The organism is Bacillus sp. N3378-2at, assembly GCF_033412715.1.
Lineage (GTDB): Bacteria > Bacillota > Bacilli > Bacillales > Bacillaceae > Bacillus > Bacillus subtilis.
Genome location: NZ_CP117986.1, coordinates 261,698 through 286,643, shown reverse-complemented (window position 1 = coordinate 286,643; position 24,946 = coordinate 261,698). Strand labels below are relative to the sequence as shown.

26 protein-coding genes and 8 pseudogenes are annotated in these 24,946 nt (G+C 35.2%); 18 read left to right on the top strand and 16 right to left on the bottom strand.

Features of this window, described 5'->3' with window-relative positions:
* Window positions 1-117 precede the first annotated feature (117 nt).
* The 7 genes and pseudogenes from PUN35_RS22455 to PUN35_RS01485 form a co-directional block, all read left to right on the top strand.
* A pseudogene (locus PUN35_RS22455) lies at window positions 118-951 on the top strand (ribonuclease YeeF family protein); the annotation flags it as partial.
* A gap of 385 nt (window positions 952-1,336) precedes the next feature.
* Window positions 1,337-2,044 carry a hypothetical protein gene (locus tag PUN35_RS22450; protein WP_014480330.1) on the top strand — a complete coding sequence of 236 codons (708 nt, stop codon included), beginning with the start codon at window positions 1,337-1,339 and terminating at the stop codon, window positions 2,042-2,044.
* Window positions 2,045-2,057: 13 nt separating this feature from the next.
* The gene (locus PUN35_RS01505) at window positions 2,058-2,345 is read left to right on the top strand and encodes a hypothetical protein (RefSeq protein ID WP_014480331.1); all 288 of its coding nucleotides are present in this window, start codon (window positions 2,058-2,060) and stop codon (window positions 2,343-2,345) included.
* A gap of 402 nt (window positions 2,346-2,747) precedes the next feature.
* Window positions 2,748-3,188 (top strand): SMI1/KNR4 family protein, encoded by a 441-nt coding sequence (locus PUN35_RS01500; RefSeq protein WP_014480332.1) that lies wholly within the window; start codon window positions 2,748-2,750, stop codon window positions 3,186-3,188.
* 98 nt (window positions 3,189-3,286) lie between these two features.
* Window positions 3,287-3,739, top strand: coding sequence for an SMI1/KNR4 family protein (locus tag PUN35_RS01495; protein ID WP_014480333.1), 453 nt, complete (start codon window positions 3,287-3,289; stop codon window positions 3,737-3,739).
* A gap of 96 nt (window positions 3,740-3,835) precedes the next feature.
* Window positions 3,836-4,195 carry a ribonuclease toxin immunity protein CdiI gene (gene cdiI, locus PUN35_RS01490; RefSeq protein ID WP_014480334.1) on the top strand — a complete coding sequence of 120 codons (360 nt, stop codon included), beginning with the start codon at window positions 3,836-3,838 and terminating at the stop codon, window positions 4,193-4,195.
* 71 nt (window positions 4,196-4,266) lie between these two features.
* Entirely contained in the window at window positions 4,267-4,779 is a 513-nt protein-coding gene (locus PUN35_RS01485; protein ID WP_014477426.1) for a hypothetical protein, read from the top strand.
* A gap of 307 nt (window positions 4,780-5,086) precedes the next feature.
* Here PUN35_RS01485 and PUN35_RS01480 read toward each other — a convergent pair whose 3' ends face one another.
* Window positions 5,087-5,290 (bottom strand): hypothetical protein, encoded by a 204-nt coding sequence (locus PUN35_RS01480; RefSeq protein ID WP_123772462.1) that lies wholly within the window; start codon window positions 5,288-5,290, stop codon window positions 5,087-5,089.
* An 88-nt stretch (window positions 5,291-5,378) separates the two neighbouring features.
* Between PUN35_RS01480 and PUN35_RS01475 the strand changes: the two genes are divergently transcribed.
* The 5 genes and pseudogenes from PUN35_RS01475 (at window position 5,379) to istB (ending at window position 10,000) form a co-directional block, all read left to right on the top strand.
* On the top strand, window positions 5,379-5,612 hold the full coding sequence (locus PUN35_RS01475; RefSeq protein WP_224588641.1) for a hypothetical protein: 234 nt from the start codon (window positions 5,379-5,381) through the stop codon (window positions 5,610-5,612).
* A gap of 267 nt (window positions 5,613-5,879) precedes the next feature.
* Window positions 5,880-6,457: pseudogene (locus PUN35_RS01470) on the top strand (suppressor of fused domain protein).
* Window positions 6,458-6,566: 109 nt separating this feature from the next.
* Complete coding sequence (locus PUN35_RS01465) at window positions 6,567-6,857, top strand: contact-dependent growth inhibition system immunity protein (RefSeq protein ID WP_014480337.1); 291 nt, start codon at window positions 6,567-6,569, stop codon at window positions 6,855-6,857.
* A gap of 840 nt (window positions 6,858-7,697) precedes the next feature.
* Window positions 7,698-9,245, top strand: coding sequence for an IS21 family transposase (istA, locus tag PUN35_RS01460; protein ID WP_014480339.1), 1,548 nt, complete (start codon window positions 7,698-7,700; stop codon window positions 9,243-9,245).
* A complete protein-coding gene (gene istB / locus PUN35_RS01455) occupies window positions 9,242-10,000 on the top strand; it encodes an IS21-like element helper ATPase IstB (RefSeq protein WP_014479891.1) in 759 nt (252 codons plus the stop codon). The genes istA and istB overlap by 4 nt, the downstream gene beginning before the upstream one ends.
* A 251-nt stretch (window positions 10,001-10,251) precedes the next feature.
* Here istB and PUN35_RS22445 read toward each other — a convergent pair.
* Window positions 10,252-10,418 (bottom strand): annotated as a pseudogene (locus PUN35_RS22445) (peptidoglycan-binding domain-containing protein); the annotation flags it as partial.
* A 174-nt stretch (window positions 10,419-10,592) separates the two neighbouring features.
* Between PUN35_RS22445 and PUN35_RS01445 the strand changes: the two are divergent.
* Window positions 10,593-10,679, top strand: a complete 87-nt coding sequence (locus tag PUN35_RS01445) for a putative holin-like toxin (protein ID WP_072592549.1) — start codon at window positions 10,593-10,595, stop codon at window positions 10,677-10,679.
* A 286-nt stretch (window positions 10,680-10,965) separates the two neighbouring features.
* Here PUN35_RS01445 and PUN35_RS01440 read toward each other — a convergent pair.
* Window positions 10,966-11,441 (bottom strand): annotated as a pseudogene (locus PUN35_RS01440) (phage tail tube protein).
* Window positions 11,401-11,965, bottom strand: a pseudogene (terS, locus tag PUN35_RS01435) (phage terminase small subunit); the annotation flags it as partial. The pseudogenes PUN35_RS01440 and terS, both read right to left, overlap by 41 nt.
* A 126-nt stretch (window positions 11,966-12,091) precedes the next feature.
* On the opposite strand from terS, the gene PUN35_RS01430 reads away from it, so the two are divergent.
* Window positions 12,092-12,397 (top strand): hypothetical protein, encoded by a 306-nt coding sequence (locus tag PUN35_RS01430; RefSeq protein WP_123772463.1) that lies wholly within the window; start codon window positions 12,092-12,094, stop codon window positions 12,395-12,397.
* Between the two features lie 392 nt (window positions 12,398-12,789).
* Here PUN35_RS01430 and PUN35_RS01420 read toward each other — a convergent pair whose 3' ends face one another.
* The gene (locus PUN35_RS01420; RefSeq protein WP_014480344.1) at window positions 12,790-13,269 is read right to left on the bottom strand and encodes a hypothetical protein; all 480 of its coding nucleotides are present in this window, start codon (window positions 13,267-13,269) and stop codon (window positions 12,790-12,792) included.
* Between the two features lie 616 nt (window positions 13,270-13,885).
* Between PUN35_RS01420 and PUN35_RS01415 the strand changes: the two genes are divergently transcribed.
* Entirely contained in the window at window positions 13,886-14,152 is a 267-nt protein-coding gene (locus PUN35_RS01415) for a hypothetical protein (RefSeq protein ID WP_033881358.1), read from the top strand.
* Between the two features lie 138 nt (window positions 14,153-14,290).
* Here PUN35_RS01415 and PUN35_RS01410 read toward each other — a convergent pair whose 3' ends face one another.
* The 6 genes and pseudogenes from PUN35_RS01410 to bltR all read right to left on the bottom strand — a co-directional run bounded on the left by PUN35_RS01410 (window position 14,291) and on the right by bltR (window position 16,752).
* On the bottom strand, window positions 14,291-14,443 hold the full coding sequence (locus PUN35_RS01410) for an XtrA/YqaO family protein (RefSeq protein ID WP_049832653.1): 153 nt from the start codon (window positions 14,441-14,443) through the stop codon (window positions 14,291-14,293).
* Window positions 14,444-14,525: 82 nt separating this feature from the next.
* A pseudogene (locus tag PUN35_RS01405) lies at window positions 14,526-14,648 on the bottom strand (RusA family crossover junction endodeoxyribonuclease); the annotation flags it as partial.
* Window positions 14,611-14,859, bottom strand: a pseudogene (locus PUN35_RS01400) (hypothetical protein); the annotation flags it as partial. The pseudogenes PUN35_RS01405 and PUN35_RS01400, both read right to left, overlap by 38 nt.
* 144 nt (window positions 14,860-15,003) lie before the next feature.
* Window positions 15,004-15,234, bottom strand: coding sequence for a hypothetical protein (locus tag PUN35_RS01395; protein WP_224588644.1), 231 nt, complete (start codon window positions 15,232-15,234; stop codon window positions 15,004-15,006).
* Window positions 15,235-15,542: 308 nt separating this feature from the next.
* Window positions 15,543-15,723 (bottom strand): annotated as a pseudogene (locus tag PUN35_RS01390) (hypothetical protein).
* A 207-nt stretch (window positions 15,724-15,930) separates the two neighbouring features.
* A complete protein-coding gene (gene bltR, locus PUN35_RS01385) occupies window positions 15,931-16,752 on the bottom strand; it encodes a multidrug efflux transcriptional regulator BltR (RefSeq protein WP_014480349.1) in 822 nt (273 codons plus the stop codon).
* A 116-nt stretch (window positions 16,753-16,868) separates the two neighbouring features.
* Here bltR and blt point away from each other — a divergent pair, with 116 nt between their 5' ends.
* Both blt and bltD read left to right on the top strand, forming a co-directional pair.
* Window positions 16,869-18,071: a multidrug efflux MFS transporter Blt gene (blt, locus tag PUN35_RS01380; RefSeq protein WP_014480350.1), complete on the top strand. Its 1,203-nt coding sequence runs from the start codon at window positions 16,869-16,871 to the stop codon at window positions 18,069-18,071.
* A 181-nt stretch (window positions 18,072-18,252) separates the two neighbouring features.
* A complete protein-coding gene (gene bltD / locus PUN35_RS01375; protein ID WP_014480351.1) occupies window positions 18,253-18,711 on the top strand; it encodes a spermine/spermidine acetyltransferase in 459 nt (152 codons plus the stop codon).
* Window positions 18,712-18,869: 158 nt separating this feature from the next.
* Here the strand turns inward: bltD and PUN35_RS01370 are convergent, their stop codons facing one another.
* The 3 genes from PUN35_RS01370 to PUN35_RS01360 all read right to left on the bottom strand — a co-directional run bounded on the left by PUN35_RS01370 (window position 18,870) and on the right by PUN35_RS01360 (window position 21,590).
* On the bottom strand, window positions 18,870-20,174 hold the full coding sequence (locus tag PUN35_RS01370; protein ID WP_014480352.1) for a hemolysin family protein: 1,305 nt from the start codon (window positions 20,172-20,174) through the stop codon (window positions 18,870-18,872).
* Between the two features lie 289 nt (window positions 20,175-20,463).
* Window positions 20,464-20,607 (bottom strand): YrzO family protein, encoded by a 144-nt coding sequence (locus PUN35_RS01365; protein WP_014477437.1) that lies wholly within the window; start codon window positions 20,605-20,607, stop codon window positions 20,464-20,466.
* Between the two features lie 17 nt (window positions 20,608-20,624).
* Window positions 20,625-21,590, bottom strand: a complete 966-nt coding sequence (locus PUN35_RS01360; protein ID WP_014480354.1) for a DMT family transporter — start codon at window positions 21,588-21,590, stop codon at window positions 20,625-20,627.
* 125 nt (window positions 21,591-21,715) lie between these two features.
* On the opposite strand from PUN35_RS01360, the gene czcR reads away from it, so the two are divergent.
* Window positions 21,716-22,582, top strand: coding sequence for a LysR family transcriptional regulator CzcR (czcR, locus tag PUN35_RS01355; protein WP_014480355.1), 867 nt, complete (start codon window positions 21,716-21,718; stop codon window positions 22,580-22,582).
* Between the two features lie 119 nt (window positions 22,583-22,701).
* Here czcR and PUN35_RS01350 read toward each other — a convergent pair whose 3' ends face one another.
* Entirely contained in the window at window positions 22,702-23,739 is a 1,038-nt protein-coding gene (locus PUN35_RS01350) for a flavin-containing monooxygenase (RefSeq protein WP_014480356.1), read from the bottom strand.
* Window positions 23,740-23,826: 87 nt separating this feature from the next.
* A complete protein-coding gene (czcD, locus tag PUN35_RS01345; RefSeq protein ID WP_014480357.1) occupies window positions 23,827-24,762 on the bottom strand; it encodes a CDF family zinc transporter CzcD in 936 nt (311 codons plus the stop codon).
* Window positions 24,763-24,946 lie beyond the last annotated feature (184 nt).

The window sequence follows — 24,946 nt, the reverse complement described above, 5'->3', positions numbered from 1 at the left end:
AAAAAAACCGCAAACTTTTTATTTGCTATCTTTGATATGATCAATCAAGTTAATTTTAGGTTCGTTTCTTCTTTCATGGTAATATTTTGATATATGATTAAATGAAAGGGTATGATTATGAAAGTCTTTGAAGCTAAAACACTTATGTCTGAAGCTACAGACCGCGCGCCAAAGAATATAAAGAACTAAGGACGCAAATGGTCAACTTGAGAAAAGCTTTACAAAGCGTCGCTGAACTTGACGACAGTGAATTCTCAGGTAAAGGCGCTAATAACATTAAAGCATTCTATCACGATTAGGTTGGTGTCACTGATCAATGGATTGACTACATTGACATGAAAATCGCATTCTTTAACAGCATTGCCGGAGCTGTCGAAGACAAAGGTCTCTCTGATGCTTATATTGAAGAGTCTTTTCTAGAACATGAACTAGCTAACGCCCATAAAAAATCAAAATCAATCATGTCGGAGCAGAAAAAAGCCATGAAAGATATCCTAAACGACATTGACGACATCCTTCCGCTCGACTTGTTTTCAACAGAAACCTTCAAAGAAAAGCTTGCAGATGCCAATGATAAACGCAAAAAAACAATTGAAAAACTAGGTGATCTTGACGAAGATTTACTGACAGAATATGCTATGTCGGAACCAAATGAACAATTCATCAAGTCAGATTTCCAAAAGCTCCAAGAAGCAACTGGCAAAGGCAAAAACGCTACGCCCATCCACTACAACGCCAAGGCATACCGTGAAAGCGACATACATAAGAAAAAAGGCGATATTGAGAAGCGAACGGAAGCTTATTTGATGATTAAGAAGAAAGAAGAAAAAGATTGGGAAATCAAAGAATTACAGAAAAAGCTCAATACGTTGGTTGATGATCCTGACGAGTATCTAAAAGTTGCTAAAGAGATTGGATACGACAACCTCACCACTGAACAACAGGAGTATGTTAAATCCCTCGAGTTTTGGGATAATCCTCTTCGAGCGACCAAGGATATTTTGAAAGAACAGATTGACGGTGTATATGAAGGTTTATTAGCCGGTATAGATGATACAGAGAAGACGGTTAAAGAATATTTAGCCCCTATAGATGCAGCGGGTAAAAAATACCTAGGTCCAGTATATGAATACTATAAAGGCAAACAAATGGCATATTATGATTTTTCGAAGGAAACTGGTGAAGGACTTTTAGGAATTGCAAAATTCGGGATCGATCTCGGTTTAGATCCAAAAGGAACGATAAAGTCCGTTTTTGAATTCGACTATAAAAAAGCCTGGGATTCTACTTGGGATGAGGTAAAAGAAAGCTGGGACAAAAACTTTGTAACGGAGATATGTATTCACAATCGCACTACACCACATATTTCACTTTGAATGTAGCCAGCCTATTCATATCAGGCGGCGGTGGTGCTGTTACAAAGAGTGGATCCGTCGTTTCAAAGGTCGGGAAAGTCGCAGAGAAGGGAATCAGCAAGTCGGGTAAAAAAGGGGTAAACAGTGCCGGAAATGTTGGTAAATCTGCATCAAAAAAAGTAGTAAAAGACACCAAAGACTTTGGGAAACTTTTAAAAAAAGGTTTAGAGTCAATACCAAATCCTTTTGCTAAAGAACTTCTGTTAGCTAGTGATGTTCCTATAAATGTGCTAAACTTACAAAAATCTGGACAAGATACAATTCAACAAATTAAAAAGTCTTTTGATGTTGATCATGGTTCTAAGGGGAATGCTAATAGTAGTAAGATAACCAGTGAAGCTAAATCCGTATCGAATATGAAAGAATTTTTTAATGATGGATTTGGAAAAACTATAAAAAACAATGTTACAAAAACAAAAAATCAATTCCAAGGCCAATCAATCTATGAAGTTAATAAAAAATTGGATAATTCGTATCTGAAAAAAGGCGATAGATTTTATTTAGATAATTTGCACAAGGATCATTTAGAAGTTTTCGATAAAAGAGGAAATTTAAGAGTAGTGTTGAATTTGGATGGAACATTGAACGAAGTTAAGACTAAGAATGCCATTGGAAGAAAATTAAAATAGGTGGTTAAGATAGATGAAAAATATTGATAAAATCTTTAGTGCTTTAAAAGAATTAAATGAAAAATATAATAGTACATTAATTTCAACAGAAGAACTTTTAGAAGAAGAGGAAAATATTAAAGAACTTCCGCAAATAGATGAAAGAATGAATAAAATTTTAGCTAATTTAAGTCAAATTGAAGATAAAGAAAAACTAACTTCTGAATTACTACAGTTACATTTAGTAATAGGTGATATAGAATGGCAGTTTGACCAAATACATGAGATGGTTAGACAGGTAATTAAAAATATCGAGAATTAATATTATAAAAAAGGTCCTCTTAAAAAGAAGGCCTTTTTTTATTTCAATAACGCTTCTATTTTCTCTCTAGTCTTAGGTCCGTAAATTCCATTAGCAGAAAGCCCATGCATTATACAATCGTCGAACTGTCTGCTGTTTCAGACGATATTTCCGTCAAAGGCCGAAAGAGATTATATTTTATTCACTATCCCAAGGCTGAAACTTATCTCCAGAAAACTTCGACAATATTTCTATTCTTATTCTGTTTGAAGATGGGATAACACCGAATGGTTATACTTGACAATATCATCAAGATTCAGGAGGATGCAATTAGTTGATCAAAAGACGCAACAGAAAACAGGCCATACAGGAGGTCGACACCTTTGGGTTGGAGGAAGTAAGAACAGATAGGAGTTGGACAATATGACAGAGTGGAGATTTGCCGAAAAACCTATTGGGGAAACAACTGTTAAAAAAATCGAAAAGGCATTAGATATTAAGTTCCCTAGCAACTATGTTACAACTATATTAAACAACAATGGGGCGCGCCCAAATAAAAAGATATTTGACTTTAAAAATACAAAAGGTGCTGTTTTTAATCGATTACATGGTCTAACTGAGGATAGTTCAAGTTTTATTTTAGAGGTCTTTGAAGATTACCAGGATGGAAGGATGCTTTCTGGGGTAGTTCCTTTTGCTTGTGATCCTTTCGGTAACGAAATCTGCTTCGATTATCGTCTTAATAAAGAGAATCCGTCCGTAGTTTTCTGGGATCACGAGATTGCATATGAAGATCCTGATAAAGCTTTGAGTCATATATGTGATTCATTTACAGAGTTGGTTAATAAACTATACGAGGAATAAACGGATAAGACCTTTCCCCTTCTTTTTGAGGAGAAAGGCTCTTTTTATTTAATACAAGGGATAACTTTGCCAGGTATATGACAGTAGGAGGTTAACAAATGCAAAGTATTAAATGGAGAAAACGAAGCACTTTTCAAGAGGCTACAAACAATCAAATTGAGTATGTAGAAGAGAAATTAAAAATCAAGTTCCCAACAGATTACAGAGAGTTCATTAAAGACCATAATGGATGTTCCCCTATAGATAAAAAGGTTGTTTTATTCCAAAATTCTCGAGAAACAATCAACAATTTACTGAGCATAGGAGATCCTACTCGGCCAATTGATCTCCTTAGTACCATTGATAATGTTAAAGACCGGTTAGTTGATAAGATCATACCTTTTGCTACAGATGCAGGGGGAAACCTCTTTTGTTTTGATTACAGAATGTCTGCTCAAGAACCCGTAATTGTTTTTTGGGATCATGAGATAGCTTATGAAGATAAGGAAAGTTCCATTAGCTATGTTTGTGATTCATTTACAGAGTTGATTAATAAACTATACGAGGGATAAACGGATAAAGCCTTTCCCCTTCTTTTTGAGAAGAGAGTATTAAAAGGTGGAAAGCACTTCTCGTTATGAGAGGCTTTAATTCGGTGGAAAAATGAAATGGATAATAAAAATAAAGAATTAATTAATTATTTCTTTAAGGTTATTGGTGATGAACGATTTATACGAATTTTAGAGAATTTCTCCAACGGAGAAGGTTATGGTATAGAGAATGTCTGGTGTGTATTTGCTGATGACTACGAACAGTGGGAAGAAGATTACTTTGGAGATGAGGGTATAGCTTTTTATTTCGATTACCCAACAGTCAAAGAAGATGAAGAAGTCATATTAGATTACGAAAATTTCTATAAATATTTAAATGAAATTGTTGGTCAATATGTAGAACGACACCCAGACAATAAATTAGAAGTAGAAAAATATATGGAAACCATTAAAGAGAAATATAATATTAAGCTATAAGGAAAAGCTGAATATTTCTATGTTGTACATTGTTATGTTATTTTGAAGCCCCATGAAATTTCTAAGGGGCTTTGTTCTATTTCAAGAAGGTTCTGCTTCAGCAAATGGTAAGGGTTATAACTGGACATAATTTATTCGGGGATAATGCAGTAGTCAATAAAAACACAGAGGATTCCAACTATATTGTCGCAATCCCATATAAAATTAAAAAATCTATTAAAGAAACAAGTGCAATTACCTTAGTATTTGATAAAGAAAAAGATTTTTTAAGATATCAAGAACTCATTGTTGAAAATCAAGATTCTTCTTCAGTTACCTACAGATATTATATTGATAATGAAGAGACTGCTACGGGGACTACACCAATTTCAGAAGGCGAGATTTCTGCACAAGGATGGTTAAGCTGTATGAACACTTGCTTAGCAAACCAAGGGCTAAGTAACTGGGCTATTGGAGTCTTCGCAGCATTATGTGGGGCTGCCTGTGGCACGATCATCCTTTGCGCTGCTTGTATTGAAGGACCTTTATTGGTATATAGCGTACAGATTATGAACTGCTTAGAAGATTGTGGGCCCAATAAATAACTAAACGAAATAAAGAAAGCCAAATATCCTTTGGGTACTTTGGCTTTCTTTATTTTTCTATTTACAAATGATAAAATTCTTCAAAAGAAACCAAGGGAGGTCTCCCTATTGCGATTAAACATATATACAATTATTTTCATTATTCTTGCTGTAGCATCTAATTTAATTTCTATATTCGTATTTCATCAAGGTATTTTAGCGTATGTTCTTGCCATTATCTTTTTATTAGCCGCTGGATATTCTACAAAATTCACTAAACCCAAAGATCAAAATAAACCAAATTGACTAAAAAAAAGAGAGAAGAAAATTAATCTTCTTCTCTCTTTTTTTTATGCCTTTTCCATACCTCATCAAGAATAAAAGCAACGATAATAACAACAACTAAAACAATTAATGTCACAGTGAAAGAAAAATTTTCTCTCACACTTACCATTAATAATGCCCCTAAAGTTCCAAATACAAAACTCATTAGTAATTTCACTGTAAAATCCATACCTTTCTTAATTTTCACTTAATTCAATTCAAAATTTAAACAAAAAATCCCAATAAGAAGTATATTATATACGGGCCCATATAACCAAAGAAGGGATGTTTTTTGAATGAAAGGTAGTATAAAAATTGTATTAGCTTTAGTAATGTCTTTTGTTTTGTTGATTCCTACGAACAGTATACTTGCTGCTCAACAAAATAACAATGAACAGAGCAAAGATATTACAGCACCAATAGTTCCAACCACTTTTTCTCAAAATGATATTACAACTTGTTCTTCAAACCAAGAGTCTAATCAAAATATAACTATCCAACGGCTTCCTGGCGATTATTTAAATTCATGAAAAATTGTTGCTACCAAAAAGTATGATAATGTGAAATATACAGATTGGGAAAATAAAATTATTCCAGCAATATAAAGTCTTCAAAGAAAGGCAAGAACAGAGCCTCGGTAGCACAAAATGTTAGTTCCTTTTGGTGTTAGCACAATTCAACAAAAGCTTAACTCCAGATCAGGTTTTCAAGTTTACGAATTCTAAACTAACAGCAAAAATCCAGAGCTTTATCAACCTGAATTACCTTTGACTTTGGTGATTAGGAGTGATTGTCTAATGGGCGTTACACAAGAAAATAAAGTAATTGCTAGAACAGTTTTAGGAGCTTTTGGAGGTAAACCAAAAATTACGAAATATTAGGACAATAACAAGAATAGCAGCATAGATATTTTATCGGTTAGTGACCAGCCTCAGGAAGATATCACGTCGTACTCAACTCTAGCTTGTCGGATCATTCTATTAATTATGAGGTGAATGGCACCCCGTTACGGATAGAAATCGTAGCTGCAATGGAGTCAGTTTCAGACATATATGCTAATGTTTTATCAACTTGCGCCTTTAATATAATCAACTCAAATTTCTCTTGTGCACCAGGTGTTATTTTTAAAGATGTGATTAGTATGTATGATCAGGAAACCGATATGAAACATGTTATGTTCGTTCCCCCATTTCTCTGGGAGGAAGATTTAGAACTACTTGAATTTAGCAACAAAAGTGTTACTTGGCTAATGGCTATACCTATATCAGAAGGAGAATTGCAAATAGCTGAACAATACAGTCCAGACCATTTACAAGATCTTTTGGAATCAAAGCAGATTGATATCTTTGATATAAAGAGAGAATCTGTTGCTTAAATAACATTCATTCAAAATCGATGTTTTATTTAATAAAGAAGAGTACTAGACAAGTCCCTCTTAATGGGGGCTTATTCCAACCAACCATATAAAAAAGAGAGGAAGTACCATGGATGAAAGTTATGATTTCTTAGACGAATTAGAAAATTTTTTAGGTGGAACATTTCATCAAGATATCCAATCGCCTGAACACGCATTAGACGAATTTATTGAGGAAATTAGTAGAGCAGGTTTGCTATTTACAGTAGAGTATTGCGAAGAGTTTCTAAATAGCAATCTAACTGAAGAAGAAAAGGAAGACATTATAAAGTGTAATACAGAAATATATTTCCCGGCAATTGGATTACCACCAATAGAATGGTTGAAAAGTGTAATAGAACAACTAAAAGAAGCTATTTAAAAGAAACACTGAAAGGCCCCCATTTTATGAGAGGGCCTATTTAATCCAAAGATGCTTCGGTTTCGCTATCTCTTTGAGGGCCATAAAGCCGTCAGCATGAGAAGTCAAAGAACAAAACATGTAAAATGGATTTAAATGAAATTAAACATATCCGCTGTGTACAATAATTCATACATACTTTAATCAATAATTTGTGTATTACAGTTGTTAAAAATAAAGACCCTCTTCAATATAAGAAGAGGGTTGTTTTTTCTATTTTTTGTGTACCTTTTTTCTTTCTATTACAAAAGATACAATAATGAGAACCAGAGCAACTGTTATATAAGGAGTATCATTATTTATATTTAATGTAAAAGATACAATGATCTAGAGTACTAATAACCCCACTAGGATGTAATTAATAATTTTATGCATTTTGATCACCCTGAATCTTTATTCTTTTTTAAATCATAGGAGTACAAGTCCATATGCTTCCATATTATTGGTTTGTTGCAATTCTTTTGGCTGTCTTTATAACCAGGTATATTAATTAAGTACATTCTTTTTTCAATTGCCATAAAGCTTACATCAAACTCATATGACAAAAGTAAATTCTTCATCGATTTTATTCAGCAAATAATTTTATGTTGCATTCTTCTAAGTCTGCTGTTTTTTTCAGTACCACAGGAATTACAAATAGTTGCTGATCATTTTGAAGGAGGCACCTTGTAAACGCTAGAATATAATTGACAGTTTTTGCTCAACGTAATTTTACATTTTTGCTTCAATAAGCTAGAACTCTAGTAAAATAATAGAAGGTGTTATTTTACTAGGGGGGACAGCGTCTTGGAGGAGAAGTTAATGCTTTATTTAAATATTCAACAGTTACATCAACGGAAGTTTAAAGTATCTCAAATTGCACAGGAGCTCAAAGTATCGAGACCAACCGTTTATAAATATTTAAAAATGACATTTGAAGAGACAAAAGCATACATGGAACAGCTACAAGGCAAAGGTAAGAAATTGGATCCCTACAGGGATTGGATTATCGCTTGGCTTGAAGAATACCCTCATCTCAGTGCAGCACAAATCCACGATTGGCTCTTAGAGCGTTATCCAGATTTAGTTGTTGGCGAGAGTACAGTAAGAGCCTATGTGAAAGAGATACGGGAGATTTATCAGATTGAGAAAAAAGTAATCATTCGGCAGTATGAAGCAATCCCTGAACAACCTATGGGTAAGCAAATCCAGGTGGATTGGGGAGAAACGAAACAGAAGACCACTGAAAAGAATGAAATCAAACTATATTTCATCGCTTTTGTCTTAGCTCACTCTCGATACAAATACATGGAGTGGCAGGACCGGCCTTTTACGACAAATGATGCCATACGATGTCATGAAAATGCATTTCAATTTTACGGAGGACGTACAGAAGAAATTGTGTATGATCAGGATCGTTTAATTACAGTAAGCGAAAATTCAGGTCAGCTACTTTTAACTTCTGAATTTCAAAGCTATGTAAATGATCGTAAGTTTAAAGTTCATTTATGTCGTAAGGCAGACCCAGAATCAAAAGGAATGATTGAGAACGTTGTAAAGTACATAAAGGGAAATTTCGCAGACAGCCGAGTATTTAGCAATATTGAAGATTGGAATAACCGTGCGTTACAGTGGCTACATCGCACTGGAAATCAACATGTTCATCAGACAACGAAAAAAAGACCAGCTGAAGTGTTCCCCGTCGAAAAGCAACACTTACAGCCCGTCTCTTCACCACTCTCATACGAAAGCGTCATTACCCCAAGTATAACAAGGAATATTAGTAAGGACAATACAATACGGTTCAAATCAAACCGTTATTCCGTTCCTCTCGGAACGTATAGTGCAGTCTCTGATAATGAGGTTTTTATTGAAGTCACTTCGAGCCAACCACCAACGCTGATTATCCGTAAACAGTTGGATGGAGAAGTAATTGCTGAACATAGCATTAGTAATGAAAAGGGAAAGCTTATTCAACATCTACATCATATCCGGGATCGCTCAAAAGGTATTGAAGAATTTAAGCAACAACTTGTTTCACATTTTGAAGATCAGGAACGTGCAACTTCTTATTTAAATGAAATTTGTTTAAGATACCCACGGTATCGGCGTGATCAGCTCATAATTATTCAAAACGTCATTGAGAAATACCCAATGTGGATTGAAGCCACTTTGACTAAATGCCTGATAGATAAACTTTACAGCGCCAATGACTTTCGGGATATCGCAAACCATCAAAATGCATTACAAACTGAATGTACCCAAAAGGTGAAGATTCCCTTTATAAAACATTCAAGTCAAGACAACATCATAGTGACAACTCGCTCTCTTACTGCTTACACAAGTATTTTAGGGGGTGAACCACAGTGAATAAAACTGTAAATGACTTGCAGGAGCACTTTCGCCAATTAAGGTTATCCGAAACAGCTGAGGAGCTACCAAAGCTCCTACGTGAGGCTGAAAAATCTTCTTGGACGTATTTAGAATTTCTTGAATCTATCACACGTTATGAACTAAGAAAACGTGAAGTAAAAAGTTTAGAAAAAAGAATGAAGTGGGCGCACTTCCCTTACGTGAAGTCACTAAGTGAATTTAATTTAGAAGAGCAAACAGCTTTAACGGGGCGCCAATTGACCCAGCTCGCAGAGCTAAACTGGCTTGAGCAGCAGTATAATTTAATTTTATTGGGACCGCCAGGTGTTGGTAAAACATTTTTAGCAATCGGTTTGGGAATTGAGTCTATTCACAGAGGTTTCAACGTCTATTTCGTAACTATGGGTGAGCTTATTCATCTTTTAAAAACGGAAGAATTTCTAAATAAATCAAAAGTGCAGCTAAAGCGATTAAGAGGCGCCGATCTGGTCATTATTGATGATTTAATGTACATGGCAATGGATCAACGAGAAGCGAATTTGTTTTTTCATTTAATTAATCATTTGTATGAACGAAGTTCCATCATTCTCACATCTAATAAAAGCCCTGAACAGTGGGGTGAATTAATGGGAGATCAAGGAATTACCACTGCAATTTTAGATCGTGTACTTCATCGTGTAGAAGTCATTCATATGGATGGAGATAGCTATCGAATGAAACATCGAAAAAGTGTATTTTCAGCAGAAGTGTAAAAAGCAAATAAGCAAAAAATGTAAATTTTGACTTGACGTCTACACACCTCTTTTAAAATTTGGCTTATAGACTTATTTAAATACACATTCAGTATATGGAATACTACTATTATTACTTTTTTTCTAACTCTACCCATGGATGTTCATAGATCTAAAAAACAGCTTAGAACCTTTGTGGAATGAATGGGCACGCAAATAAAAAATACACATTCTTTAGGTTAATAAAAGGCCCTTTAACAGAGGGCCATCCTTTATTTCAATAATGCTTCAAGTTTTGCTCTCGTATCGGTCCATAGTTTCCATCAACAGAAAGCTCATGCATCTGCTGTTTTCGGACCATAAATGCCGTATATGCCGTTATTCTTTGCTCCTTTATCTTGTAGAAGTATAGTACAGCCTGTGCTTTTTGAATTTTTTTCGTTTTGTTTTCGCTCATGTTCATTAGCTCCTTTGAATTTAGGATTACATGATTAGACCAACAAAAAAGACAACCACAAAAATGGTTGTCTAGTGTATAATTATTCCTGTACATTTGCACGGCTAACCCAAAGGTGGACTGCTGGCTAAATCCCCTGAAAGGGGGTGATGCCTTATGTCAACATTTCAAGCTCTTAGTTTAATGCTTGCGTTTGGGATGTTTATTCTCGCTTTGTTGACGTATTTAGACAAAAAGAAATAGACCACCCTTTGAGGCCTAGGAAACTTCTAGGGTAGGTCCATATCTAAATACACCTATAACCAGCGCTCCAAGAAGGAGCCAGCATTTGTACCAGCCGGAGTGTTGCCGCACTCCGGTATTTTTTATTTTATGCATATCTTTTAAAAGAAATACATATTTCTATTTCACCCTAGTTGGATTACTTCTAAAGTAATCTTACCACATTTTTTCTTGAATATCTCGTGAGAGTTTCGTCATTTTTTACGCAAGCTTTTTCGTAATCTGTTTGATGATTTTGTAAAAGTGATTAGAATGTAGATTTTAACTGCTCAGGAACAACAAAGTCCTCAAAGGTAAATGGTACCACTTCCCTTCCTGTGATTTTAGCAGAATCAAAGCCCACATCATAAAAGATGACTCGTTCAGTACCACGCCCTGAAGATGCGTCATCCAGAACAGCTTGTAAAGTGAAGTAAAGACCATTTCCCTTTTCACATAGTCCATCATAATAAGAACAAATTGAGGAGTCACTTTATAAAAAGTGGCTATCCCTGTTCCGTTTACTCTAGTCGTTTTATGCCCTGTCATCCGACGCCCCCATGATATTGACCTCGGATTTATTTTTCTCCACGTTGGCTTCAAACGTTTTATAAGGGCTATTTCTTCTCCATCAACAAACAACCTGCCCTCTTTAACAGAAATAGTGTTTTGCGCTTTTAATGCCATACTTATTTCACGTTCCAAGAACGTTGATATGACGACCCCAAGAAAATTTGAATTCATACTCTTCCTCTTCGACTTCGTTTGTCTTAGATAGCACAGTTTTTTTTCAATTCTTTAATCATTTCCTGCTTATCAGAAACGAACATGATCTTTTGTGCCCTTATAATTGCAACATATTGGATTTGTATTTGGTTCCAAATCATATCGACAGGTGAGCGCTCCTTAATTTCTTTCATTATAGAGAGTGTGTCTTTAGGTAAGAATTTAGAGAAGAAACCATGAGTCACAGCGTTTTGATTTCTTAGTGGAGCAGCACCGCCTTTATTACCCAATGCATTTTTATTACCAAGTGGTGCTCTTCCTCCCTTGTTTCCTTTTGCATTTTTGTTCCCTTTAGGTGCGCCTCGACGTAAAAGAGCGCTCCCTGTTATTTTTTCTTCCCATTTATCGTTTGCTTTTCATTTGCGAATAGTGTTGCTTTTGATACCTAATTCCTCGGCAATGTCTTTTAACTTCTTGCTCCCGCAGCTCTCTTCCCACAAACGAAAAGCTTCCTCTCTGCGTGGATCACGTGGTCTTGGCATTACATCTCACCCACCTCCGGACCTCAAAATTAAGTTTGTGTTTGTTTTTAAAATGAGTATTTTCTCCTGTTACGAGTAGCATAAATACATAATTTGTAAATTAACTTCGAAGAAGATTGATTTAAAGTGTATTATTATTACCCACAATATCAACTTGTTCCAATTCCATGTGATTATCAATACTATCCTCAAAACCATTCTGAAGATTATCCTGAAGAACCAGAATTCAGACCAACATTCAATCCTGATACTTTTATTACAGCTTCAATTGAAGACTTATTTGAACATCCAAGAAGAATTTATATTCGAAAACCTGCATGGTCAGGTGGTAAAGTTAGAGTCATCTATCCATCTGGTGGTAAATTGGTAGCTGCTACTGTCAATCCCGATAGAATAAATATTGTACATAGATATCCAGATTCATCCAGTTAAACAAATTTCTTCATCTTTCTGAAGTTGTATATCTAGTTTAATGAGCTTATTTAATCGTCTCAGACATCACCATAATAGCCGGAAAGGTCAACAACTTGTCTGGGTAGAGGAGAAACGCAATGTAATCTGGAAGGCAATTGGAGTTTCTCTCCTACTCCTCTTTACAATGATTGGAAAGGTCCTTGTATTTCATTCCTTTGACGTAATCCTTATATGCCTGAATATGCTTTTCTACCATCTACATTCACTGCCGCCTCCTTCTGATTCGTGTTGTTTTGAAAAAGATATTCCCTTCTAAACTGCCACCATGTTTAAACCAACCGCCATTGTCTATTCTAAGATTTTCCGGTAGCAGTTTACAGAGAATATAAAAAAGCACCCCGAAGGATGCTTTAGGTAAACATATTTGAAGCTGTACTATATATTGTTGCGCCTATTGTATATAAAGACTTAATTGTCTCGACATCGTTAGTAAATTGATTAATTTTACTCATGACCTTTTGATACCTGCCAACAACTTCTTCATTTGATTTACTCTTCATTATCTCTAGGATTTCAACGATAATATCAAAAGTTTCGTTTTGCTTATCATTATTTTTTTTCATTAATGAGGATATTTCATGAAGTATCGCGGTGTTCCTTTCAATACCCGCAAGAAGTTGAAGAGTTTGCTCTCGATATTCTTGCTCATCCTTTTCTTTTTTTATGCTAGCTTGCTCATTTCGTTCTTTTTCTAAAGCTCTTTGCTCATTAAATTCCCTAAGATAACTGGTATCAGACAAAGGGTGGTTAAGTGCAGGCGGCTGAATTTTAGGTTTTTCTATCCCTATGCCTCTTAATGAAAGATCTCCCCATTTTTTTTGACTGCTCATTTAATCCCCTCCCTCCTTATTATCGGTGAAAGAAAAGGACAAAGGAACAATTCGCAAATTTTGTCGAATGTTTTATTAACCTATGTACTATATGTTTTAGATGGCTCCATAATTTCACCACGCCGACCTGCCTTCCATTTTACACTACAGATTTTTTCAGATTCAACAAACGCTCAAATTGATTATATTTTCAATGTCTTTTTGATTCACGAGTAGTCCTCCTTTATCCGGTAAACATAGTTCATTAAGAAAATCCTTCACTATTCCCATATACATTCCACCTTTTTTAATTCTCTTATTAAAATCGGTAGCTAATTTGCTTTTTTTAGGGCTTCTTATTAATATCTCTGAAGTAAGCAACAGGAGAATGAAGTGATATCCATATCAAGGTTCGCTTTAGCCCATCTTGTGGAATCACCGATACTGCCTCTTATTAATTATAATGCTTTCATTCTATACCCAACTTCTTCTATGTTGTGCTCCACTTTGAGGAGCAGGCATTCGAGATGCTCTATATTTAAACTAAGTCACAAAATATTAACAAAAAATACCTTGGATATTTTTACATTTCATGTAATAATACACTTGTATTAAAAAACTAAAGGAGTGTTAAATGATGAAGTTGAAAAAAGTTTTAACTGGTACTGCATTGTCACTTGCTTTGCTTGTTTCTGCCGCTCCTGCCTTTGCCGCAAGTCCTACTGATACTCATTCTGAAGTAAGTCAAACAAAGGAAGTATCTGCATTAGGTACCCTAGTTGTTCGTGGACTTCCTTCTGATCCTGACCCAGGACAAACAATCACTATCAACGGAACAACATATTATTTAGACAGTGTTACTTTTTATCCTGATGGATCTTATATCGCCTACTATTCAAGTTAACTATGAGGAGGTTTATAGCCTCCTCTTTCTTATAGTTCTACTGTATGATTGACAGTCATTGCTTCAACTGTCATTGACTTGACAACACATTTGAAGTTCAACTTATAATGGCACCATCATAAAACTCCCTTTTATTGCTTACCTGACTTTGTAACCTATCTCATGATCAACCTGCGCAAAGCTCCCCTTTACAGTTTGAATAACAGTTTTACCGTGCTCCGGAGCATCTAAGACATGGGCAGTACCTTCATTCCCATCTAAAACAATGATTTGAACTTTCCCTGGGTCAATCTTAAAGCGCCCCCTATGTTATGATAGAGGTACCAGTTCATATCAAGAACACTGAGGCCAAACGCTTCAGTGTTTTTGATTTTTAGGCAGAAATCTCTTTTATCTTGATCTCCACCCTTGGCTCTTCGCTATAAAACTTGCTAACTTTCAGATCCACAACCTGACTATCATCTTTGTATATCAGATGATTCAGGGCATCTTTTACAAATCACTATGTAATCACAACACATCTGGTGAATTCGTGAACCAAGAGCCTCGTCAATGGCCAAAAGCTCATCGATTGTTAACTCCGAACAAATCAGCAAAGGCATATGATTCAAGTATTGATAATTTAAGACTGATTGGATTTGTTCAACCTGCCAATCGGTTGCCCTTGGTTGACCGTTTATTGGTTTGAATAAGTCATCATTGAATACCTAATACCAGCAATACTTATGATAATCTTCTGGAACCATGGTACTTGCAAGGAAAGAAAAACTGCTCCTAAATCCGTTTAAATCTAAACACAAAAGAACCCGGCTGGCGGTTCTTTTAGTGTATATTCCTATTTGACTTCATTATTATTGAACAGTACCATAATCAAAATCAATATCTTTCTTGTCTAAATCCCCCTTGAAATTTTCAGCATAAGTCATGGTTAAATGTACGCTTTTATCTATCCACCAAGTTCCATCATCAGTATTCGTATCCCAAGTAACATCTATATCTCTGCCGAAATTCTCAAAAAACACCAAATTACCAACAGCTACTGTTTTTCCATTGATCTTGTAATTTATTAGAACAATTTTCAATTTTCTTATCGAATATACCTGTCCCGTGTTTTACGATTGTTAAACTATAAGGCTTATTGGGACATTGCTCTTCAAGTATAATTTCAGGGTTTAAAAATAAAACATAACAGATGAATAAAATTGGCATTATCATTAACCTTTTTAATAATTTTTTATTGATATTAAACCCCTCCATCAAGCAAACTCCATTTACCAATCCATTTCATTTTAGATACACCCCATCATCTGAACTTACTTCATAAAAAAGCGCGTTTATTTATTGTGAGAAAAACCGGTAAGTATCGAAATGGGAAAAAGGGATCTTTTTGTTAAAAACCTTGCAAGGGGTAAGTGAAGAATAAAGAATAAAGAATAAACAATAAACAATACAATTATCGTTACGACAATAATTGTTTCTTTAATATAATTTTTATCATCTTCAAGTTCTTGTTTCTTAAGCTCTTCACTATATTTTCTTTGAACCTCTTTCATCTTTTCATTCATTTTCATGATTAAACCCCTTTGAAGTTTATTTTATTCTCCTTGCCCCTTTCACTAGACGTTTAAATGTTTTACAAATAGTTACAGGTTGACATTGCTTTTTACTCAATGGTATAGCTTTTGAAGTTCGGCTGTGGGCTCGCTTTTAGTAAACCAGTTTATATTCTTTTTGGGCACACAACAGAAGCAATTTTTCTATATGAAAATCTCGTAATCTTACACCTCTTTAACTTGAAGGAGGATTTTTGCATATGTATTTTCATACCCGTCAACTACCATCTCATCCAGCATATATTCCTCATATGCATTTTCCCCTATTTGCATTCCATTTCTTTCAATGAACTCAATGATTCTCCGGTACGCCTCTTCAGTATTTCCGCCTATTTCATATCCAACTGCATACAGGCCTTTTGGCCGTACATGATAATTTATGTTCTCTGCCCCATCTTTTACTTTTATATAAAAGTAACTGTAATTGTAGAAGTCTTTTTCTAAGATTTGTTCCCGTGCAAAGATTCCGCCTATCGGATATCCTTCATCTAATTCATATTGCTGAACTTCATGAATGAGTTCTGAAATGGCTGCCACATATTTTCGTTCTGGTAAGTTTAATGTTTTTCGGCTTAACATGAATGTTTCTTCATTTAAATATTCAAAAGAAATTGAGGAAAAATCAGTCTCAAGTGCTTGTTCTGTAAGCGTCACTTTTGTTTGTAAGATCGTTTGCAACTGCTTAAGCTCATTTATTTTTTTATCAATCTCAATAGACTTTTCTTTTAGAACATGCAGGATCTTGTCTGGTGTTTTTCCTTTTATTAGACACTTTATTTCTTTTAATGGAACCCCAAGCTCTTTAAATAGACTGATGACTTGAAAAATCTCAAATTGATGATAGGAATAATATCTATACCCATTTTCTTTTTTTATTTCCGGCGAGAAAAGACCAATCTCATCATAATGAAATAAGGTTTGTTTTTTTACACGGCAGAGCTTCGAAAACTCCCCTGTTGTGAAATACTTCTTAACATCTTCGCTCATAAAAACCTCCTTGACTATACGGTAACCATATACCTTATGATTTGATTGTACTTGAAAAAAGCTTCAAGCGAAAAGGATAGGTAAAAAGGGTTCAATTGAGTAAAAGGGGAATTCAGATGAAAAAATCAATAAATGAGCAAAAAACGATATTCATTATACTATTAAGCAACATCTTCGTAGCATTTCTTGGTATCGGTTTAATCATTCCAGTTATGCCTTCTTTTATGAAAATCATGCATTTATCCGGCAGCACAATGGGTTATCTTGTTGCGGCTTTTGCCATTTCTCAGTTAATTACTTCACCTTTTGCAGGTAGGTGGGTTGACCGTTTCGGGAGAAAAAAAATGATTATTCTCGGGTTGCTTATATTCAGTTTATCTGAGTTGATTTTCGGATTAGGGACCCATGTTTCAATATTTTATTTCTCCAGGATATTGGGTGGTATAAGTGCGGCTTTTATCATGCCCGCGGTAACAGCATATGTAGCTGATATTACAACCCTAAAGGAAAGGTCAAAGGCTATGGGGTATGTTTCTGCTGCAATTAGCACCGGCTTTATTATTGGGCCTGGTGCGGGAGGATTTATTGCCGGCTTTGGCATTCGCATGCCGTTTTTCTTAACCTCCGCCATCGCGTTAATAGCAGCTGTCACTTCCGTTTTTATACTAAAAGAGTCATTGTCGATAGAAGAACGCCATCAACTCTCTTCTCATACAAAGGAATCAAATTTCATTAAAGACTTGAAGAGATCCATTCATCCTGTCTATTTGATTGCATTTATTATCGTCTTTGTGATGGCTTTTGGTTTATCAGCTTATGAAACGGTATTCAGCTTGTTTTCTGATCATAAATTTGGCTTCACACCAAAAGATATTGCAGCCATTATCACGATTAGTTCCATTGTTGCGGTAGTTATTCAAGTTTTACTATTCGGGAAATTGGTCGACAAACTTGGAGAGAAAAGAATGATTCAGCTGTGCTTAATAATTGGTGCGATCTTAGCTTTCGTGTCTACTGTTATGTCAGGATTTTTAACTGTTTTGCTTGTAACTTGTTTTATTTTTCTGGCGTTCGATTTGCTACGTCCCGCCTTAACCGCTCATTTATCCAATATCGCCGGTAACCAGCAGGGTTTCGTAGCAGGCATGAACTCCACATATACCAGCCTGGGAAATATATTTGGACCTGCTCTAGGCGGTATACTATTTGATCTTAACATTCATTATCCTTTCCTTTTTGCAGGTTTCGTTATGGTTGTCGGCCTTGGTCTTACAATGGTTTGGAAAGAAAAAAAGAATGATGCTGCAGCTTTGAATTAATTCATTTTCTATAAAGTCAAGTCATTTGGATGCAGGGAATGCCCCTGGGTATGCACAATAAGAAAAGGTACTTAATATGATAGGCTACATGTTGCTTGACGTGAATATAGTTTAAGCTGAGTTTTAGCAATATCAGGATTTCATCTGCCATCACCGGGATAAGAAAAAAGGAGAATGTAGTATGAGTATAAACATAAAAGCAGTAACTGATGATAATCGTGCTGCAATTCTTGATCTGCATGTCAGCCAGAATCAATTATCATATATTGAATCTACAAAAGTATGTTTAGAGGATGCAAAAGAATGTCACTATTATAAACCTGTCGGGCTTTACTATGAAGGAGATCTAGTCGGTTTTGCAATGTATGGATTGTTTCCCGAGTATGATGAAGATAATAAAAACGGACGAGTCTGGCTTGACCGATTTTTTATTGACAAACACTACCAGGGAAAAGGATTAGGGAAGAAAATGCTTAAAGCCCTCATTCAGCACCTTGCTGAGCTATATAAATGCAAGAGAATTTATTTAAGTATATTTGAAAATAATATTCATGCTATACGCCTTTATCAAAGGTTTGGTTTTCAATTTAATGGTGAACTCGACTTTAATGGTGAGAAGGTAATGGTAAAAGAGCTATAGATATCCAAGCCTCCTTCGTTTGCTGAGAAACTTTTGAACCTCGATTATCACCTGCTTAAACTGCAAGATTACTGTTAAAAAAAGCCTGGATGAAAATTCAATTCATCTCAGGCTTTAAGCATCTTATTAGTCAAAATCTCATGTGTTTTATCCAGATGTTATTCTTTTTTCCGGACAATTTCTAAATAATTAATATGCCGGCCAACTGTTTTGTACACTTTAAAAATATACCCATCGGCTTCTATAACGGACCCAACTGCAGCGTCTATTTGTTGAGTCATAAACCAGCCGCCTATTGTATCCACTTCGTCACTTGCTAACGTCGTTCCCAATAAATCATTTACATCTTCAATGAGCACTTTCGAATCTAAGATATAGTGATTATCATTTACTTTTCTAATATTAGGCACTTCATCTTTATCAAATTCATCTCTGATTTCCCCGACAATTTCTTCAAGAATATCTTCAGCAGTGACTAAACCTGAAGTTCCGCCATATTCATCCACAAGAATAGCGATATGTGTTCGCTCTTTTTGCATTTTTACCAATAAATCATGAATTGGAACGGATTCAATAACATGGATAACAGGGTTGATATGATTTTCTAACTTGAAATCCTCTTTTATCTTCTGGTCTGTGTCAATATAAGCTGACAAGAATTCTTTAGCATTGATAAAACCAATGATTGAATCTTTATCTCCATTTAGGACTGGGTACCTTGTATAACTCTCTGTCTTAATGGTCTTAACAATAGTTTCATAAGAATCCTCACTAGAAATCGCTACGATCTCTCTTCTCGGAATCATAATTTCTTTGGCGATTCTTTCATCAAATTCAAAAATATTATTTACATATTTCAACTCATTTTGATTGATTTCACCGCTCTTATAGCTTTCAGACAGTAAGATGCGCAGTTCTTCTTCAGAATGAGCAAGTTCATGTTCTGATGCAGGTTTCAAACCGAAGAGTCCTACTATAAACCGGGCTGAACCATTTAAAAACCATATAAAAGGGAACAGGATGCGGTAAAACCAAATAATTGGCTTTGCAGTCAAAAGAGTGATGGTTTCCGCTTTTTGGATAGCGAGTGTTTTAGGAGCAAGTTCTCCAACTACAACGTGCAAAAAAGTCGCCATCACAAAAGCAATCACTAAGATCAATACATGTGAGACTGTTTCACTTACATGAAAATGAGCAAATAAGGGGTGCAGAATCACTTCAAAAGTCGATTCTCCGACCCAGCCAATTCCCAACGCTGTAACCGTGATCCCTAATTGACAAGCTGACAAATATTCGTCCAAATGAGTAATGACCTTTTTGGCTGATACGGCACCTTTTTTTCCCTCTAATATGAGTTGGTCAATTTTTGATGACCTGATCTTTACTATCGCAAATTCAGTCGCAACAAAAAATGCTGTTAAGACAATTAAAATAGTAAAGATTATAAGGTTAATGGTTGTCAATGATTTGCCTTACCTAGTAAGGCGTACACCTCCGATGTAAATATTTTCTTTTATTTTTATAACATCCTTTTTTTCTGAATAAACAAAAAACAGTATATATAACATTATAAGTTCAAAAGAACCTAAAATCAACTCTGAATGATGTAAATAATCATCTTTTTCCGCATGGAGAGTGGTTCCCATAGTCTTCAACTAACGATTAGTGGCGTTTTAAGGCTTAAAAAAGGAAGCAAAATAAAAACACACCTGAATTTTCTGGTGTGTTTCAATAATATCCAACCGTCTTGATTTATTTAATGTCTTTATTAAGGTTTTCTTTTAAAATTTGAATCAATTCCGCCTGTTGCTTTATATTTTTGCGGCCATTTCTATTAATTGCAGCAAGTTCACAGACAATTCCAGCTGAAATGAAAAACAATAAACCTTCAAACATTTTAAATCCCCCACCGTCTAACTGATAGTCAAATGTGTTTTTTCTTTTTGTAATACCTGCTTATAATCTTCCTTACGCTGATATATGTTATTTAAAATGAGTACAATAATGACAAACAGTGTTCCTACTATATCAAATGCAGTTATGTTATATCCTTTGATCACCATGATTAACAATGTAGTAATGGGGACAAAGTTAATAAATAAAATCCCATTAATGGATGATAGGATTTTAATGCCATAGTTCCAACCAAGGAGGGCTATGATACCTGGTAAAGTAATCATAAATAAAAAATCATACTTAATTGCTGCAATCACTTTAATACTCGGTACCGACACGTAACCTTGCGCGGTAAGTATAGCTGTCATGATTCCTGTTATAGCTGTGCCGAATAAACATGTCAATGTTGAATAACGAAGTGTGGACCACTCTTGGAATAACTGTCCCCCCATTGTGTAGACAACCCATCCTAAAACACCAATGAATATAAAGAGTAGCGAGAATAGATGATCCCCTAATGAAAAAAAGAAACTTATATTACCTTTGGTTATGACCATCGAAGCCCCCAAAAAGGCAATCAATATACTGATCATTGTGTATTTTTTAGGTTTCACATGTTTATATCCCCATAGAATAACAATTGAAAGCATCGGCATGAGTGCCTCGGCAATGGACGCTGTCATAATTCCAGACTTCCCCATCAACCTTTGACCTAAAAAAATAAGAACATTGTATACAGTAAACGCCATCACCCCAAATAAAATGATCCATTTTGCTTTACCCTCTAAATGAAATGATTTTTTTCCTTCTCTCACTAATAATAAAATCACTAACATAATTGTTACCACACCGTAGCGAATAAATGAAAAATAAAACGGATCAATAAATTCTAATGCATGATCTGCAACTGGAAACATCGCGCCCCAAGACATACTTGCCACTAAACATGTAAGGGCACCAATGAATAATTGACTTTTTTTCATTGAATTCCCCTCCTTTTCTTTAAAATTACAATGAGAATTATAAAAAGAAGTAAGCATCAAGTAAAATGAACAAAAGTGATGAAAAACATCATTGATAATGATACTTTAATGAAGGGGGGATCTTCATGGAACTGCGAGACTTACAAATTTTCAAATGCGTAGCCCATCACAAGAGTATTACCGGTGCTGCAAAAGAGTTAAATTATGTACAATCTAATGTAACTGCGCGGATTAAGCAATTAGAGAATGAGCTCAAAACACCTCTTTTCAATCGCCATAAAAAAGGGGTTTCACTAAGCCCAGAGGGCCGAAAAATGATTGAATACGTTAACAAAATTTTGAAAGATGTTGAAGAACTGGAGCAGGTCTTTCTAGATACTGAAATACCATCTGGAATATTAAAAATCGGTACAGTGGAAACAGTGAGGATACTGCCGACCATCATAGCTTCCTATTATAAAAAGTATCCTAATGTGGATTTATCATTGCAGGCTGGTCTAACAGAGGAACTTATTAAAAAGGTCATGAATCACGAATTAGACGGAGCTTTTATTTCAGGCCCTTTGAAACATTCTATTCTGGAACAGTATGATGTTTATACTGAAAAACTTACTCTTGTAACCAGTAACAAAACGTTTAATATAGAGGATTTTTCAACGACTCCGATTCTTGTTTTTAACCAGGGGTGCGGGTATCGGTCTAGGCTTGAACAATGGCTCAAAGATGAAGGTGTGCTCCCAAACAGAATGATGGAATTTAACATCCTAGAGACAATCTTAAATAGTGTTGCACTTGGACTCGGTATAACAGTGGTACCGGAATCTGCTGTTATGCATCTAGCTGCACAAGGTAAGGTTTATTGTCACCCATTACCTGAGAAAGATAGCTGTATCTCAACAATCTTTATACGCCATAAAGATGCGTACCTGACAAATTCAATGCGCAGCCTCCTTAAGACCATTGTTGAACATAAAAATATGAGTATGTCTTAAAGAGCTTTTTCTCTTTCTATGTTAACTTCTTAAATAAAAGAGAAGGCGCATCTCCACTTCGCTACCCTTATTCACAATAAAATAGAGCAGTAAACATGTGAGTTACTGCTCTGCTTCGTTTATTCACCGTTCATTTGTTTTACAATGTATTCAGCATCATTTCCTACGCCTTGAAGCAATGCTGAACCTCGCTTATGCTGCCAAGGCAACCCTATAAAGTACAATCCTTCTACAGGTGAAACACCTCTATGATGTATGATTCGACCTTCTTGATCCAAAACACCTTTTATATTTATCCAACATAAGGGATTCCTGAAACCAGTAGCCCAAATAATATTGTTTACTTCTAATGTAGATGAATCTTTAAAAATGATTTCATTTTGCTTTGCGGCAATGACTCTTTTTTTTAAGATGATCTCCTTCTGTTTTATTGCATGTTTTAATTCATGCCCAAATACTGGATCACCTTTCTTTTGAATGAATTTGCCTACTATTGATGTATGACTTGCATGTAAAACTCCTAATTTATCAAACCACCAAAAGATGCTTCTTTTTCCGATCATTAAAGGGAAATAAACTAGTTTATTACTACAGGCTAAATATGTAACTCTTTCTTTGGATAATTCAACAGCTATCTGAGCACCACTATTCCCACCACCAACTACTAGTACATTTCCATATGCCAATTGTTTTGAATTCTTATATTGTGATGAGTGTAGTTGATTAATATTATCGAATAAATCCTTTGATATTGATGGAATATTAGGGGTATGAAAAGGCCCTGTAGCAATGACAAGATTCTTCGTTTGATATTCTTCCCGATTTGTTTTTATTAAGAAATAATTCTTTATTTTTAGGACACTTATTACTTCTGTCCGTAATTGGATTGGAATTTCAAATTTTTCAACATATTTCTTTAGATAAGCAACAATTTCATTTTTTGTAGGAAATCCATGTTTGTCTCCTTCAAGATGCATTCCAGGCAAAGAGCTATACATTCGAGAAGTAAATAAAACCAATGAGTCATACCGATCTTTCCAGCTCTCCCCCACCTCATGACTTTTATCCAAAATGATAAACTTTTGATCGGACTGCTTAAAATAATATCCTATCGAGATCCCTGCTTGACCAGCCCCGATTACGATAGTGTCGTACACATTATCACCCCGCCAATTTCAAATTGTCAGTAGACAGAATCTGCAAAATGCTAGTTGATCTCCTCACTATAAAGTTAGATAAAAAATTTAATGGTGATGGTGGTCACGCGGCTTCTCCATTTTGGGCTGACAAAGGATCGCATTGTCGTGATTATGCGCTTCGGTTTCCATTTGAATGGTTACGTGCGTAATGCCTTTATGCTCAAGTTCATGTTCAATTTTGCGTAAAATATTTTCACTTTCTGAAATGGTCAGTTGATCGTCAACAACTGCATGGCAAGAAAGAGCATTCAATCCGCTTGTGATAGACCATATGTGTAAATCATGAATGTTTTGAATTCCCTCTGTCCCTTCAATTGTACGAATGATATCATAGACATCGATATTTTCTGGAGTTCCTTCCATTAATATGTGAATGGAATCTTTAGTCACATTGTAACCGCTTCTTAGAACAAGAATAGCCACAATGATACTAGCCAATGGGTCTGCCCAGCCCCATCCAAAGAAGATGATGAGGATGGCAGCTAAAATGGCACCTACAGAGCCGAGCATATCGCTTATTACATGTAAATAAGCTCCTCTTATATTCAGATTATTCTTTGTATCTCCGCCACTCATCATAATCCAAGCGACCAATAGATTCACAACTAACCCGATGATACTAATTGTAAGCATTCCAGTTGTTGCTACTTTTGGTGGATTAGAGAAGCGTTCGATTGCTTCATAAATGATATAAAGAGAAATAAGAATTAAGGCAGCACCGTTTATCACAGCTGCAAGAATCTCAAATCGTTTATAGCCGAATGTCTTATTGTGATTTGCCTTTTTTTCAGCTAATGTAAAAGCAATCAGGGCAACCATTAATGAAATTGAATCACTCAGCATATGGCCTGCATCAGATAAAAGCGCCAGACTATTTGTTAAAAATCCACCTATAGCTTCTATTATCATATAACCTGTAATCATGATAAAAGAGATCAATAAAACCTTTTTATTTGCTCCTTCATTATGATTGTGACCCATAAAAAACTCCTCCTTAACTAAAGTTTTTAATACATATGTATTTATTATTTCAAATCTGTTATGAAGCATTCTAACATGATGCAAATAATATTTATATATGAGCATGTGTTCATATATAAATATACCTGCTCTTTACTGAAATGTCAAAATATTTTTATAGAAATCCACAATACCTCCTTAATTA